Annotated in this window: 15 protein-coding genes; 8 read left to right on the top strand and 7 right to left on the bottom strand. The window is 71.5% G+C overall.

Annotated elements, in window-relative coordinates; genetic code table 11:
* The first annotated feature begins 109 nt into the window (after positions 1-109).
* Together ABZX61_RS07815 and ABZX61_RS07810 are read left to right on the top strand one after the other, a co-directional pair.
* Positions 110-610, top strand: a complete 501-nt coding sequence (locus ABZX61_RS07815; protein ID WP_355192425.1) for a SigE family RNA polymerase sigma factor — start codon at positions 110-112, stop codon at positions 608-610.
* Complete coding sequence (locus tag ABZX61_RS07810) at positions 607-1,803, top strand: hypothetical protein (protein WP_355192423.1); 1,197 nt, start codon at positions 607-609, stop codon at positions 1,801-1,803. The genes ABZX61_RS07815 and ABZX61_RS07810 overlap by 4 nt, the downstream gene beginning before the upstream one ends.
* On the opposite strand, the gene ABZX61_RS07805 is transcribed toward ABZX61_RS07810, so the two are convergent.
* From ABZX61_RS07805 to ABZX61_RS07795, 3 genes are all read right to left on the bottom strand, one after another.
* Entirely contained in the window at positions 1,790-3,289 is a 1,500-nt protein-coding gene (locus ABZX61_RS07805) for a protein kinase (RefSeq protein ID WP_355192421.1), read from the bottom strand. The two genes, ABZX61_RS07810 and ABZX61_RS07805, sit on opposite strands and share 14 nt — an antisense overlap.
* Positions 3,290-3,501: 212 nt before the next feature.
* Positions 3,502-4,338: a siderophore-interacting protein gene (locus ABZX61_RS07800; RefSeq protein ID WP_350740799.1), complete on the bottom strand. Its 837-nt coding sequence runs from the start codon at positions 4,336-4,338 to the stop codon at positions 3,502-3,504.
* A 112-nt stretch (positions 4,339-4,450) separates the two neighbouring features.
* Positions 4,451-5,428: an alpha/beta hydrolase gene (locus tag ABZX61_RS07795; RefSeq protein WP_355192418.1), complete on the bottom strand. Its 978-nt coding sequence runs from the start codon at positions 5,426-5,428 to the stop codon at positions 4,451-4,453.
* Positions 5,429-5,534: 106 nt separating this feature from the next.
* Here ABZX61_RS07795 and ABZX61_RS07790 point away from each other — a divergent pair, with 106 nt between their 5' ends.
* The 4 genes from ABZX61_RS07790 (at position 5,535) to ABZX61_RS07775 (ending at position 8,371) form a co-directional block, all read left to right on the top strand.
* The gene (locus ABZX61_RS07790) at positions 5,535-5,930 is read left to right on the top strand and encodes a hypothetical protein (RefSeq protein WP_350740795.1); all 396 of its coding nucleotides are present in this window, start codon (positions 5,535-5,537) and stop codon (positions 5,928-5,930) included.
* A 125-nt stretch (positions 5,931-6,055) separates the two neighbouring features.
* Entirely contained in the window at positions 6,056-6,841 is a 786-nt protein-coding gene (locus ABZX61_RS07785) for an ABC-2 family transporter protein (protein WP_355192721.1), read from the top strand.
* The gene (locus ABZX61_RS07780; protein WP_355192416.1) at positions 6,834-7,622 is read left to right on the top strand and encodes an ABC-2 family transporter protein; all 789 of its coding nucleotides are present in this window, start codon (positions 6,834-6,836) and stop codon (positions 7,620-7,622) included. The genes ABZX61_RS07785 and ABZX61_RS07780 overlap by 8 nt, the downstream gene beginning before the upstream one ends.
* 2 nt (positions 7,623-7,624) lie before the next feature.
* Entirely contained in the window at positions 7,625-8,371 is a 747-nt protein-coding gene (locus ABZX61_RS07775; protein WP_355192414.1) for an ATP-binding cassette domain-containing protein, read from the top strand.
* A gap of 7 nt (positions 8,372-8,378) precedes the next feature.
* Here ABZX61_RS07775 and ABZX61_RS07770 read toward each other — a convergent pair whose 3' ends face one another.
* Positions 8,379-8,861, bottom strand: coding sequence for a hypothetical protein (locus ABZX61_RS07770; RefSeq protein WP_350740787.1), 483 nt, complete (start codon positions 8,859-8,861; stop codon positions 8,379-8,381).
* Between the two features lie 120 nt (positions 8,862-8,981).
* Between ABZX61_RS07770 and ABZX61_RS07765 the strand changes: the two genes are divergently transcribed.
* On the top strand, positions 8,982-9,551 hold the full coding sequence (locus tag ABZX61_RS07765) for an MFS transporter (protein WP_355192412.1): 570 nt from the start codon (positions 8,982-8,984) through the stop codon (positions 9,549-9,551).
* A gap of 48 nt (positions 9,552-9,599) precedes the next feature.
* Positions 9,600-10,331, top strand: coding sequence for a YcnI family protein (locus tag ABZX61_RS07760; protein WP_355192410.1), 732 nt, complete (start codon positions 9,600-9,602; stop codon positions 10,329-10,331).
* Positions 10,332-10,382: 51 nt separating this feature from the next.
* Here ABZX61_RS07760 and ABZX61_RS07755 read toward each other — a convergent pair whose 3' ends face one another.
* From ABZX61_RS07755 to ABZX61_RS07745, 3 genes are read right to left on the bottom strand one after another with little or no spacing between them, the layout of a single operon-like run.
* Positions 10,383-11,381 carry an ABC transporter permease gene (locus ABZX61_RS07755; RefSeq protein ID WP_355192408.1) on the bottom strand — a complete coding sequence of 333 codons (999 nt, stop codon included), beginning with the start codon at positions 11,379-11,381 and terminating at the stop codon, positions 10,383-10,385.
* Entirely contained in the window at positions 11,368-12,354 is a 987-nt protein-coding gene (locus ABZX61_RS07750; protein ID WP_350740779.1) for an ABC transporter ATP-binding protein, read from the bottom strand. The genes ABZX61_RS07755 and ABZX61_RS07750 overlap by 14 nt, the downstream gene beginning before the upstream one ends.
* Positions 12,351-13,529, bottom strand: a complete 1,179-nt coding sequence (locus ABZX61_RS07745; RefSeq protein WP_355192405.1) for a DUF2092 domain-containing protein — start codon at positions 13,527-13,529, stop codon at positions 12,351-12,353. The genes ABZX61_RS07750 and ABZX61_RS07745 overlap by 4 nt, the downstream gene beginning before the upstream one ends.
* Positions 13,530-13,541: the final 12 nt, after the last annotated feature.

Below are 13,541 nucleotides of genomic sequence, written 5' to 3'. Positions count from 1 at the left end.
ATCCACCTCCGAGCGTAGCCCGCCGTGCACGTCGCCCCAGGCGTGCCGTGCAACAGTTTTCGCACCTTGTTCCTCTCGGAGGTGAAGGAACGACGAAGGGCGAGGACTGTTGGAAGGTGATCCCCGTTTCGCGGAGTTCGTCGCCGAACGCGGTGACGCGCTGCTGCGCTACGGCTATGTGCTGGCCGGCAATCCGCACGACGCGGCCGACCTGGTCCAGGAGGCGCTGCTGAAGCTGCGCGGTGCCTGGTCCCGGCTGCGGCTGAAGGAGAACCCGGAGAGTTACGCGCGCACCACCATGGCCAGGCTGCACATCGCCACCTGGCGGTTGCGCAGGCGTGAGCTGCTCGCCTGGGACCTGCCGGAAGGCGAACACCACGACCTGCTGCCCAGCGGCGACGAGCGCAGGATGTGGCAGGCGCTGGCCGGGCTGCCGCGCAAGCAGCGCGCGGTGCTGGTGCTGCGCTACTACGAGCAGCTCGACGACGCCGAGATCGCCACCGTGCTCGGGATCTCCCGCGGCACAGTACGCAGCCAGGCCTCCCGCGCGCTCGACAAACTGCGCGCGGGCCTCCCGAGCAAGCCGATGACCAGGGGGAACGTACGATGACCGAGGTTGAGGAGACGCTGCGCAGGACGCTCGGCCACGCCGCCGAGCAGGCGCCGGGACTGCCTGCCCTGCTGCCCCAGCGGCTGGAGCGGATCCACCGGCGCAGGAGGCAGCGCGCCCGGATCGCGCTGGCCGCCGCGGCTGTCGTGCTGGTCGGGGCCGGGGCCACGGCCGTGCTGCGCGGCGGCGACACCATCACGGCCGTCCCCGCCAGCGGGCGGGACACCGAGGCACCGGCCGAACAGGTGGAGAAGGTCTGGCCGGAGGCGGTGCGGAAGGTCTCGGCGAAGTCCCCCGACGGGGTGCCGTGGCGACCGCAGACGTTCGTCGACGACCGTACGCTGCTCATGGAGGCCCAGGGAGGCGAATCCGGATCGATCAACGCCATCTACGCCTACGACCTCGACTCCGGCACGCCACGCAAGATCGCCGACGTCCCGGCTTCCGAGGACACGGTGGGCTTCGGCAACGGCTTCGCCGTGGGCGGCGGCCAGGTGGCCTGGTGGAGCGGGACGAAGGACTCCGTCGCGCACCTCTGGACGGTGCCGCTGGACGGCGGCACCCCGAAGATCGTCGCCGACCAGCGCCTCGACACGGCCGACGACGGCAGCGGGATCGACAAGCTGGCCGTGGTCAACGACAAGATCGTTTTCTCGCTGTACACCGGGGGGGTCTTCACCGTTCCCCTCGGGGGCGGGACGGTGGAGCCGGTCCAGGGCGGCGCCGGGATGCATCTGCTGGCCTGGCCGTGGATCGGCGCGCCGGGGAGCGGAGGCGAGCCCCGCGGCATGCCGTACTCCCGGATCCAGAACGTGGAGACCGGCGAGACCCGGACGGCCGTCACCCAGCCGGGCGAGCAGCTGCGTCTCTGCGGCGTGACCATCTGCCTGGGCACGGCCGCGGACGGCACGACCTTCTTCCGGCACCGGGACGGCTCGTCGCAGAAGAACGTGCCCGGCTCCGTGCACTCGGCGTACCAGCCGGTCCAGGACCGCTTCTACGTCTCGGTCTACGGCGCGGGGAGGCCGGAGGGCGTGGGACTCTACGACCTGGACACCGGCAAGTCGGGCGATCTGCGCATACCCGGGGAGGGCAGCACCATCGGGCTGCCGTCCATGGATTCGACCGGCAGGATGCTCAGCTACCCCCTCAAGGACGACCTCTACCTGATCGACCTGTCTAAGATCCGGTAGCCGTCGGCGTCTCCGGGACGGACACGGACGGGTCCGGCGACTCGCCGGGCCCGTCCTGCGGGATCGTGCTGATCGACTGCGACGGCTGCGGGCAGTCCCTCCTGACCGCGTTGCCGCGCCTGCGCACCGGGCTCGCGCAGTCGGCGGGGTCCTCGCCGCCCGGCCCGCTGCTGTTGGCCGGTCCGAACGTGTCCTGCCGGCCGGGCGAGGGGCTGCGCACCGTCAGCGGCGCCTTGGTACGGGCGTGCGGGACGGACGTCGTGGGCGTGCTCGCCGGGGTGGGCGGGGCGGCGGACTTCGTCGGCGGGAGGGTGGCGGCGGGCGTGGACGAGGGGCGGGCGGTCGAGTCCGCGCTGCCGTAAGAGCGCACGATCGGCGGGTCGCCCGGCAGCAGCGAGCCGCCCCCGACGCTCGTGCCGTCGCCGCCCGCCGCGATCACCGTGAGGGCCGCGATGGACACCGTGGCCAGGGCGGCGAAGCTGGCGTGCGACAGATGCGCCCCGGCCTTGGCCCGGCGCCTGCGCGTACGGGAACGCTCCACATCCCCCTCCGGCGTCCCGGACTCGCCGGTCGAAGAGGCGAGACGTACCCGCCCGCCGCCGGGCGGATAGGGCACGGGCGTCCAGATCTCCTCCAGCACCCCGGCCACCGCCTGCCGCAGATCCCACGGCTCGCCGACGCCTCCGGCGGCCAGCAGCGCCCGAAGCAGGTCGGCGGACGTGGGCCGGTCGGCGGGATCCTTGGCCAGCGCCGCCTCGACGGCGGGCCGCAGCATGGCGGGCACGCCCGCGACGCGCGGCGGGTCGAACAGGATGCGCCGGGTCAGCACATCCGCCTCCCCGCTCCCGAACGGGTGATGCCCCGTGGCCGCGAACGCCACCACGCACCCCCACGCGAACACGTCCGACGCGGGCAGCGCCGGGCCACCCGTCAACCGCTCGGGAGCCACCCACCCGGGGCTCCCCATGACCTGCCCGGCCTGCGTGTGCGCGGCCAGCGTGTCGACGTCGCGGGCGATGCCGAAGTCGATGACGCGCGGCCCTCGCGTGGACAGCAGCACGTTGCCGGGCTTGAGGTCCCGGTGCACCAGCCCCGCCTCGTGCACCGCCACCAGGGCTGCGGCCACGCCGAGCGCCGCGCCGTACGCGAGATCGGGCGTGAGCGGCCCCTTGGCCGCGACGACCTGGGAGAGCGCCGGACCCGGGATGTACTCGGTGACCAGGTACGGGCGGTCCTTGTCGGCGCCGTCCTCCAGGACCGCCGCCGTGCAGAACGGCACCAGTCTTCGCGAGAAAGTCACTTCCTCGGCGAAGCGCGCGCGTAAGGTGGCATCGTTGAGATGCACCGCATGCGGCGTCTTGAGCGCGACCAGGCCACCCCGAGGGTGTTCGGCCAGATACACCACTCCCATCCCGCCCGTGCCGAGGCGGCCGAGAAGCAGGTATCGGCCGATGATGACCGGGTCGCCCACCGTAAGCGGCCGCACGCCAGGAGGCATGTCGCCAGCACCACGCGCCATACGGGTTTCGCCTCTCTGATCCGGGACTCGGCAAAGCACACTGTGGCCGGATCCGCGGAGGCTTTCCGCATGTCTGTCATAAGGGGTATTGCAGGTAAGGCGTTCGTTCCTCTGGGGTCAGTAAGTGCTGGGGTTCAGTGGTCTGAAGTGGTGTTTCGGCCCTGGCGTGCCTGGGGAGCCTAGGAGGCGATCGCGGACTCCTCCTCGGCCTCGACCTGACGGTTCCAGTCGCGCTTCATCTCGCGCCACGCCTCGTCGTCGGCCCCCGAGCGCCAGTATCCGGAGATGGACAGCCGGTCCAGCCCGATGCCCCGTTCGACCCGCAGGTGACGGCGCAGCTCCTTCACGAAGCCGGCCTCGCCGTGCACGAACGCGTGCACGTTTCCTTCGGGGAACTCCAGCGTCCGCACCGCCGCCACGAGCTTCTCGCCCACGGGACGGCCGCTCCGGTAGAGCCACGCGACGCGGGCGTCGGCGGCCGTGTCGAGCTTCTGCTCGTCCTCGGGCGCGTCCACCTCGACCAGTACGTGCGCCCGCGCGCCCTCCGGCAGGCCCTCCAGCGCGGCCCCGATGGCCGGCAGCGCGCTCTCGTCGCCGATCAGGAGGTGCCAGTCGGCCTCGGGGTCGGGCGCGTAGCCGCCGCCGGGGCCGAGCATGAGCACGACGTCCCCGGGAGCGGCCTGGGCGGCCCACGGGCCGGCCAGGCCCTCGTCGCCGTGCACCACGAAGTCGAGGGTCAGCTCGCGGCTGTCGGGGTCCCAGGCGCGTACGGTGTAGGTCCGCAGCCGCGGCCAGAGCTCGCGCGGCATCGTCTCGCGGCAGGTCTTCACGCTGAACGGGGTGGGGTATTCGACGCCTTCGTAGGGGAAGACCAGCTTGACGTAGTGGTCCGTCAGGCCGGTGGTGGCGAAGTCGGCCAGCCCGTCGCCCCCGACCACGACGCGGACCATGTGCCGCGAGATCCACTCGGTCCGCAGGACGACGCCACGATGGTGATCCGTGGGCTTCTCGGTCATGCACAGCCCCCTGACTTCAGGTTAGGTATACCTAACCTTACACGTTCTCCAAGCTGTCAGCGTACGCCGGGAACCTCGAAAAGGGCAGTGCCAAAACTGCAGGGCCGAAAACTCACGCCGCCGCGATGTCGCCTCTGGACGCCCGGCGGGCGGCCACGGCTCGCAGGAAGTACGCCATGTGCCGGAAGGCCAGCCGCGCCTCGGGCAGCACGTCCGCCAGGATCGGGAAGACGTGCGGCATCCGGTTCCATTCTTCGTACCGTACCGGCACCCCGGCCTGGCGCGCCCGCTCGGCCACCCGTCTGGCCTCGTCCCGCAGCACCTCGGTCGAGCCGGTCACGATCATGAGCGGCGGCAGCCCCGTGAAGTCTCCGAGCACCGGGGAGACCAGCGGGTCGCTCGGGTCGAGGCCCGAGGTCCACCGGCGGGCCAGCCAGCGCACCCGTCCGGCCGGGAGCATGGGGTCCTGCCAGCGGTTGGCGTTCCGCGGGATGTCGGTCAGGTCGGCCCACGGCGACAGGCAGATCGCCGCGCCGGGCATCGGCAGCTCCCGGTCCCGCAGCGCCAGCAGCGTGGCCAGCGTGAGGTGGCCCCCCGCGGAGTCCCCCGCCAGGATGACGTCCCCGGGCGCGTGGCCGCGCCGCAGCAGGCAGTCGTACGCGTCCAGCGCGTCGGTCAGCGAGTCCGCCAGCGTGTGCACGGGCCCCTGCCGGTAGTCGAGCGCCAGCACAGGGCGCCGGGCCGTCACCGACAGCCGCCAGGTGATGGACCGATGGGTACGCGGCGAGCACGAGAAGTAGCCGCCGCCGTGGAAGTAGAGCACCGCCTTGCCCTCGTCGAGCCCCGGCCCGCCGTGCACCCACTCGCCCCCGCACGCCGAGAACTCCGCGGGCACGATCGCCACGTGTTCGGGCTGGGGCACGGTCACCAGGCCCCCGAGTTCTCCGAGCCGGGCCGCCCAGGCCAGGGCCAGCGGATGGCGCATCAGCACCGTGGACGCCGGCTTCAGGGTGCCCCACATCAGACTGGTCAGGGCGCGGGCTTGCCAGCTCAAGGGATAGTCGGGGAGCACGTCCCGGTCGATCTGCATATCGGCCCTCCGATGAATCTTCTTCCCCGAATGAAGATCCTTCTACCGGCCAGTAAGTATCTCATCTCTTACCTGGATATTTCGGCGCTGTGACACGCTGTCCTCCATGGCTGGATACTCGGGCACACCGCTGCCGCGCAAGCTCGGCGTCAAGCCTGGGCACCAGGTCCTCGCCATCGATGCCCCCGACGGCCTCGACCTGGGCGAGCCTGACGCCGAGGTGCATCGGACCCCGGCCGGCGGGCCGTACGACGTCATACTGGTCTTCTGCCCCGACTCGGCCGCCCTTCACGGGGCGTTCCCATCCGCCCTGGCCCTGCTGGCGAAGAGCGGCGGCCTGTGGGTCTGCTGGCCGAAACGCGCGAGCAAGGTGCCCACGGACCTCTCGGAGAACCCCGTCCGCGACTACGGCCTGTCCATGGGCCTGGTGGACAACAAGGTGGCCGCGATCGACGACACCTGGTCGGGCCTGCGCTTCGTCTACCGTCTCGCCGACCGTTGAACGATTAATTGCGTTGCGGGGCCCACGGCCCGCAACGGATAATTCCATGCTTTCCATCGGCAGACCCGTGCGCGGGTCCGTACACGGTTGGTCACCGTGTCCTCACTCTCCGGAGGTGCAAAACCATACCCCTATATGCCCGGCTCGTCCGGTACGGCTTCCGCAAGCACGCCACCTACGTCTGGGGCGCGATCGCCGGCGCTTTCACCAACAGCGTCTTCGGCATCCTTCGCGCCTACATCCTCATCGCGCTCTGGCAGGCCCGCCCCGGGCTGGGCGGCTACGACGTGACCGACGCCGTCACGTTCTGCTTCATCACCCAGGCGTTCATCGGCCCGTTGCAGCTGTTCGGGGGCGGGCTCGGCATCCCCGAGCGCATCCGCAGCGGCGACATCGCCCTCGACCTGGTCCGGCCCGCCTCGCTCCAGCTCTGGACGCTGGCCGAGGACCTGGGCAGGGCCGCGTACCTGTTCCTGGTCCGCGGCATCCCGCCCATGCTGATCGGCGCGGTGGTGTTCGGCATCACGGTCCCCGCCGGGCCGGGGCAGTGGCTGGCGTTCCTGGCCGGCTTCGCCGTCGCGGTGTTGGTCGGCTTCGGCTGGCGCTACCTGGTGGCGCTGTCGGTCTGCTGGCTCCTCGACGACCGCGGTGTCGCGGTCGTGTCGATGCTCCTGACGACGTTCTTCTCCGGGATGCTCGTGCCGCTGCACCTGTTCCCCGGCTGGTTCGGCGACCTGGTCATGGCGATGCCCTGGGCGGCCATGGTCCAGCTCCCGACCGATCTCTACCTGGGCAAGGCCCCGGTCCTGGAGACGCTCGCGTTCCAGGCGCTCTGGGCCGCGATCCTACTCGGGCTGGGCGCGCTCGCCACCATGGCGATCCGCCGCAAGGTGGTGATCCAGGGTGGTTAGGACCTACTTCCTGCTGCTGTGGACCTGGACCCGCGCCGCGGCGGCGTACCCGGTGTCGTTCGCGCTGATGACCCTGTTCGGGGCCCTCATCTCCGCGGTGGACGTCGCCGTGATCCTGATCGTCTTCGCCAACACGACCACGCTCGCGGGCTTCTCCCGCGACGAGGTCCTCTTCCTGTACGGCGCCGCCGGCGTGTCGTTCGCCATCTGCGACACGTTCGTCAGCAACATCGACCGGATCAGCCAGCACATCAAGGCGGGCACCCTCGACACGTTCCTGATCAGGCCGGTCAGCCCGTGGATCCAGCTCGCCACCGACCGGTTCGTGCCCGCCAGGGTGGGCCGGATCCTGCAGGCGTGCGCCGTGCTCGGCTACGGCGTCGCCGTGCTCGACCTCGACTGGCGGCGCGCCTGGATGATCCCCGTCATGCTGGTCAGCGGGATCATCATCTTCGGGGCGATCTGGACGCTCGGCGGCGCGGTCCAGTTCGTGCTGACCGACGCCCCCGAGGTGTCCAACGCCTTCACCTACGGCAGCGCCCAGCTCAACCAGTACCCGCTCAGCATCTACGGCCGCGACCTGGTCAGGGGCGTGACGTACGTGCTCCCGCTGGCCTTCGTCAACTGGCAGCCCGGCCTGTACGTGCTGGGCAGGGACGACCCGTTCGGCACGCCGGAGTTCCTGCGGTTCTCCGCGCCGGTCGCCGCGCTGGTCCTCGCCCTGCTGGCCGGGCTGGCCTGGCGGCAGGGCATCAGGCACTACCGATCCACGGGGAGTTGAGGATGATCGAACTTGAGAGGGCCGGACGCTCGTTCAAGATCAAGAGGAATGTCGTCCACGCCGTGAGCGACCTGTCGTTCACCGTGTCGGCGGGAGAGTTCGTCGGCTACCTCGGGCCCAACGGGGCCGGCAAGTCCACCACCATCAAGATGCTCTGCGGCATCCTGACGCCGACGTCCGGCCGGGTCCGGGTGGCCGGGCTCGACCCGTCGCGCCGGCGCACGTCGCTGGCGCGGCGGATCGGGGTGGTGTTCGGGCAGCGGACGACACTGTGGTGGGACCTGCCGCTCGTCGACAGCTTCGAGCTGATCCGCCACCTGTACCGGGTGGACCGGGCCACGTTCAGGTCGCGGCTCGACGAGCTGACCGAGACGCTCGACCTGGGCGAGTTCATGCGCACGCCGGTGCGCCAGCTCAGCCTGGGCCAGCGCATGCGAGGCGACCTCGCGGCGGCGCTGCTGCACGCGCCCGACGTGCTGGTGCTCGACGAGCCGACGATCGGGCTGGACGTGGTCAGCAAGGCCGGCATCAGGGAGTTCCTGCAGCGGGTCAACGCCGAGCGCGGCACGACCGTGCTGCTGACCACGCACGACCTCGGCGACATCGAGCGTCTGTGCCGCCGGGTCATGGTGATCGACCACGGGCGGCTGGCGTTCGACGGCACGCTCGACGACCTGATGGCCACGTCTCCCGGCCAGTCGAGCATCGAGGACGTGGTGACCCGCCTCTACACGGGGACGGCCCAGTAGGGACAACTCAGTAGTAGCTGCCCTCCGGCGTGGCCTCATAGTCCTCGTCGACGTCGTCGTACTGGCGCGACCAGCGCGACGGCATCAGGACGGGGATGAACAGCGCCACGCCGAGCAGGGCGAACACGCCGGACGTGAGCAGGGTCTTGGCGCCGAGACCGGCGTCCAGGATGATCTGGTTGACCGACGGGGCGCTCGGAATGAGGGAGATCGCCCTGTTCACGTCGAGTGCGTACACGACCGTCCAGGCCAGCAGGACCAGCGACGGCACGAACGTCGCCATGGGCGAGATCCGGCCCGCCACCACCAGTCCGACGACCAGCCCGACGGCGGCCATCGCGCCCAGCGCGATCCACATCTTCTGATTGTCCGGTGGTGTCGCCGCGGCGTTGCCGACGGCCTGCTGGACGGCCCAGCCACCGCCCGCCAGCACGGCCGCCGTCACCACCAGCCCGATGAGGAAACCACCCAAGTGCCGCAACGTTCTCACCTCAATGTCAACGCGGTCGGCACGACCCTAGCCCTAAATGCCCGTTTTGGACCAGCCACTGTGCGGCTTCGGACTTCGGGTCTCATGACTCACTGCCCCATGAGAGCATGGGGCACACCCATGCGTGCGCACCTTCCCCTCAGACTCGCGCGGACGGCCGCCTTCGCCGCCGTCTGCGTGGCTCTCGCCGCCTTCGCTCACGTGCTGGGCGGCGGTTCGGCGCCCGCGCCGTGGGTCGCCGGACTGGGGCTCGCGGGCGTGTCCGCGCTGGGGCTGGCGCTGTGCGGCAAGGAGCGCTCCGCGGCGACGATCAACGTCGTGCTGGTGGGGGCGCAGCTGGCGCTGCACGAGCTGTTCGCGGGCGACGGCGCCGCCTACTTCTCCGTGCGCGGCCTGTTCGAGCTGGGGGCCGCGGCGCACGGCCACGGCCAGGGTGGCCTGGCGGTCAACACCGGGATGCTGCTCACGCACGTGACGGCCACGCTGATCACGGGCCTGTGGCTGGCGCGCGGCGAGGTCGTGCTCTGGTCGCTGCTGCGCCTCGTCGGCCGCCGTCTCATACTGCTCCCGGCGGTCGCCGTGCCGCCGTTCGCGCGGCCCGCCGCGCCGATCGTCCGGGCGAGGGTCGTCCCGCTCCAGCCGGAGTTCCGGCACAGCGTTGCCAGGCGTGGTCCTCCACTTCCCGCCTGACCGTCTGACACCCCTTGTTCATCCCCGTACACCAAGTGGAGTTCCCGCATGTCCTTCGCACGCCGTGCGGCGACCGTGCTCGCCGCCGCCACCGCCCTCACCGTCGGCCTCGCCATCCCGGCCCTGGCCCACGTCACCATCCAGCCGGGCACCGCCGAGCAGGGCGGATTCACCAAGGTCGCGTTCCGGGTGCCGAACGAGCGCGACGACGCCTCGACCACCAAGATCGAGGTCTCCTTCCCCGTCGACCATCCGCTGGCCTTCGTGTCGGTCAAGCCCCTGCCGGGCTGGGACGTCAAGGTCACGCAGGGCAAGCTGCCCAAGCCGGTCAAGACCGAGTACGGCGACCTCGAAGAGGCCGTGACCAAGATCGTGTGGTCCGGCGGCAAGATCAACCCGGGCGAGTTCCAGGAGTTCGAGGTGTCCATGGGGCAGTTGCCCAAGGACACGGACTCGCTGGTGTTCCCGACGAAGCAGACCTACTCGAAGGGTGAGGTCGTGGACTGGTCGGACGCGCCCAAGACGGACGGGACCGAGGCGGAGCACCCCGCCCCGACGCTCAAGCTGGTCCCCGCGAGCGGGGGCGACGAGCACGGCATGGCCTCGGCGTCCGCGTCGCCCTCGGCCGCTCCGGCCGCCGCCGCTCCCTCGGTGACGCCGGTGGCGGCCACGTCGGCCTCCGACGGCACCGCCCGCCTGCTCGGCGGCGCCGGCCTCGTGGTGGGCGTCATCGGCGTCGTGATCGGCGCGCTCGGCCTGCGCCGCCGTCCCGCCGCCTGACGTTCCCCGCGTCCCGCGCCCCGGCCGTCCGCCGTCGGGGCGCTGCCGCTGTCAGGAGGTGATGTCCTTGCCGGAGAAGCGCGCCCAGGCGATCGAGCCGAACAGCACGATGTACGCCCCGAACGCCAGCAGCCCGTCCCGCAGGCTCCCGAAGTCGATCGGGCTGCGCAGCACGGCGTCGAAGTTCGTGAACTTGGACGGCAGCAGGTAGGGCGTGATCGAGCCCAGCTCGGGGATCGCCCGGAGCACCTGGCAGACGATGACCAGCACCATGGTGGCCGCGATGGCCCCGATGGACACCTCGGTGAACGTCGACAGCGCCACCGCGACCGCGGCCAGGGCGGCCATCCCGGCGCCGACGTACCCGACGGCGATGAGGATGCGCAGCAGCCCGTCGGCCATCGAGATCGTGCTGCCGGACAGCAGCGTCACGTCCCCGGCCGGGAAGAGGATCAGGCCCGTCACCAGCGCCGTCAGGGCCACCACAGCGGTGACCGCGTACGCGAAGACGACCGCGTTGAGGTATTTGACCAGCAGCAGCCGGGTGCGCCCCGCAGGGGCGGCCAGCAGGTAGCGCAGGGTCCCCGCGCCGGCCTCGCCCGCGATCGAGTCGCCGGCCACGACGCTGACGGCGACCGGCATCAGCAGCAGCACCAGGAACGAGAACGACACGAACGTCAGCATCAGGCTGTTGCCCACGACGTCCTGGACGAGCCCGCCCATCCCCTCCTCGGAGGCCACGAGCCGCAGCGCCACGCCGATGACGATCGGCACGACGCCGAGCACGGCCAGCATCATCAGGTTGCGCGGCCTGCGGAACGTCAGGCCCAGCTCGGAGCCGAGCAGCCGCCAGAACGCCCACGCCCTTCCCGCCACGGGGGCGGGAGCGGAAGCGGACGGCTCCGGCGGGCGGCGTTCGGTGGTGCGCATGGACTCCGCGACGGGCACCAGCCCGGGCGTGCGGCGCTCCTCCTGGGTCGCCGCCCCCGTGGTCCCGACGGCGGACCCCAGGGTCCCCGCCGTCTCAGCGGTCGACTCAGCCGTCGACATCGAAGCCCTCCCCTGTCAGTCCCACGAACACGTCCTCCAGGCTCGGCCGCACCACGGCCAGCCCGCGAACGGCCACGCCCTCCCCCACCAGCGCGGCGTTGACGCGCTCCGGCGCGTGGCCGCCGAGCTCCGCCGTGACCTCCCCGCCCGAGGTCAGCACGTCGGCGAGGCCGAGCGTGCCGAGCACCCGCGCGGCGTCCGCCACGTCCGGCGTCTCCACCCGGACGCGCGTCACGAGCCCGCCGTTCAGCGAGGCGATCGTGCCCTGCGCCACGAGCTTGCCGGTACGCATGATCGCGGCGTGCGTGCACATCTGCTCCACCTCCGCCAGCAGGTGGGAGGAGACGAAGACCGTGGTGCCGTCGGCTGCGATCTCCTTGACCAGCGCGCGAACCTCGCGCGTGCCCTGCGGGTCGAGCCCGTTGGTGGGCTCGTCCAGGATGAGCAGCTCGCGCGGCCCCAGCAGGGCGGCGGCGATGGCCAGGCGCTGGCGCATGCCGAGCGAGTAGTTGCGGAAGCGCTTGGCCGCCGCGGCCGACAGGCCCACGCGGTCGAGCGCCTCGGCGATGCGCCGCTTCGCGCTCGCGCGGGGCGCGGTCGGGTCGGCGGAGTCGAAGCGCATCAGATTGGCCGCGCCCGACAGGTACGGGTAGAAGGCCGGCCCCTCGACCAGCGCCCCCACCTTGGGCAGGGCCTGGGCCTGGGGCAGGCCGAGCACGGAGTATCCACCCGACGTCGGCGCGACCAGGCCGAGCAGCATGCGGATCGTGGTGGTCTTGCCCGAGCCGTTCGGCCCCAGGAAGCCGAACACCGAGCCGCGCGGCACGGCCAGGTCCAGCGTGTCCACGGCGACCTGGCCGCCGCGGAAGCGCTTGGTCAGGCCCTCCGTGACGATCGCGAACTCCCCCGCGTTCACCCCCGGGGGCAGGGCCGCCCCGGAGGGCGCCCCTGCTTCCTGCGTGACGGTGGTCACTTGGTGCCCGCCGCCTTGGTGATCTCCTCCGGGGTGACCGCGCCGACCAGGAGGCGGCCGTCGTCGGTCAGCAGGGCGGTGACGAGCTTGGTCTTGATCAGCTTGCCGGAGCCCCACGTGCCGCTCACCGGGGTGGCGGACTTCAGCACGCTGTCGATCAGCGCGCTCGGGTCGGCACCCGCGCCCCCGCCGGGGCCCTGACCGTGGCTGGGTCCCTCGCGACCGTCCGACGGCGTCGCGGTCTTCAGGTCCGACAGCGAGAACGGCACGACCGCCACGGTCGTCCAGCCCTGCCCCACGACCTTCGCCCGCTCCGCGACGTCCTTGGCGTGCTCGGCGCGATCCGCCGCCACGTCCTGGTCCATGCCGGCCCCGAGGGTCTTCTCCTCCACCTTGGCGCCCGCGGGCGGGGTGAAGGTGAAGTTCTCGGCCGCCGGCGGCGTGAACGTCACCTGCGTGAACCCGACCTGGAACGCCGGCTCCGCCGAGCCCTTGGCGTAGACCTGCACCTGCAGCGGGACGTACGTCTCGCCGTCGAGCGCGATGCGGATCTCCTGGACCAGCGAGCCCGCGTCCTTGGGCGCCAGCACGAGCTGGTAGACCGGCCGGCCCGCCACCTGGGCGGTGTTGATCACGCGGACCGCCGTGTGCTGGTCGACGTTGGCCAGCAGGTGCTCGGCTACCTGCTGCGGCGTCACGTCGGTCGGCCGCGGCGTGGGCAGAGCGCGCTTGTCCTGCCCGGCCTCCTCCTTGATGGTCAGCTTGGTGGCCGTGTTGGTGGCGCTCTCCCAGTACCAGCCCGTGTCGCCGTTCACGATCAGGTTGGTCTCGTTCAGCTGCGTCGGCAGGGCCACCCGGACCTTGTCGTCGCCGCCGTACCAGACCTTCACCTCGTGCGAACCGGACAGCAGGCTCAGCGGCGACGCCTCGCCGGTCTGCGGCAGCGCCGGCAGGCCGAGCGAGGCCGTCTGCTGCACCGTGCCGGACATCGGCGCGATGCCGCCTTCCTTGCCGGTCGCCGCCACGGCGTCGGCCAGCAGCTGCTGTGCCGACCGCTCCGGCAGCACGGGGTCGCCGCTCACCGCGGCTATGACGGGGCCGGCGCCGATCGCGGCTCCGATCACGGCCGCCGCCGCGATCGGGACTCCCCACCTCACGAACGTGCCTCTGCGCATCTCACTCCTTAA

Source organism: Nonomuraea sp. NPDC003709, assembly GCF_040610775.1.
In the GTDB taxonomy this organism is placed as follows: domain Bacteria; phylum Actinomycetota; class Actinomycetes; order Streptosporangiales; family Streptosporangiaceae; genus Nonomuraea; species Nonomuraea angiospora_A.
The sequence above is the reverse complement of the archived record's forward strand: the minus strand, read 5'-3'. Positions and strand labels throughout refer to the sequence as shown.

Excerpts from the sequence above, each read along its gene's own strand:
- ABZX61_RS07760 (WP_355192410.1), top strand. The coding sequence starts at position 9,600 with ATGTCCTTCGCACGCCGTGCGGCGACCGTGCTCGCCGCCGCCACCGCC.
- ABZX61_RS07795 (WP_355192418.1), bottom strand. The coding sequence starts at position 5,428 with ATGCAGATCGACCGGGACGTGCTCCCCGACTATCCCTTGAGCTGGCAA.
- ABZX61_RS07810 (WP_355192423.1), top strand. The coding sequence starts at position 607 with ATGACCGAGGTTGAGGAGACGCTGCGCAGGACGCTCGGCCACGCCGCC.
- ABZX61_RS07745 (WP_355192405.1), bottom strand. The coding sequence starts at position 13,529 with ATGCGCAGAGGCACGTTCGTGAGGTGGGGAGTCCCGATCGCGGCGGCG.
- ABZX61_RS07790 (WP_350740795.1), top strand. The coding sequence starts at position 5,535 with ATGGCTGGATACTCGGGCACACCGCTGCCGCGCAAGCTCGGCGTCAAG.
- ABZX61_RS07775 (WP_355192414.1), top strand. The coding sequence starts at position 7,625 with ATGATCGAACTTGAGAGGGCCGGACGCTCGTTCAAGATCAAGAGGAAT.
- ABZX61_RS07800 (WP_350740799.1), bottom strand. The coding sequence starts at position 4,338 with ATGACCGAGAAGCCCACGGATCACCATCGTGGCGTCGTCCTGCGGACC.
- ABZX61_RS07755 (WP_355192408.1), bottom strand. The coding sequence starts at position 11,381 with ATGTCGACGGCTGAGTCGACCGCTGAGACGGCGGGGACCCTGGGGTCC.
- ABZX61_RS07765 (WP_355192412.1), top strand. The coding sequence starts at position 8,982 with ATGCGTGCGCACCTTCCCCTCAGACTCGCGCGGACGGCCGCCTTCGCC.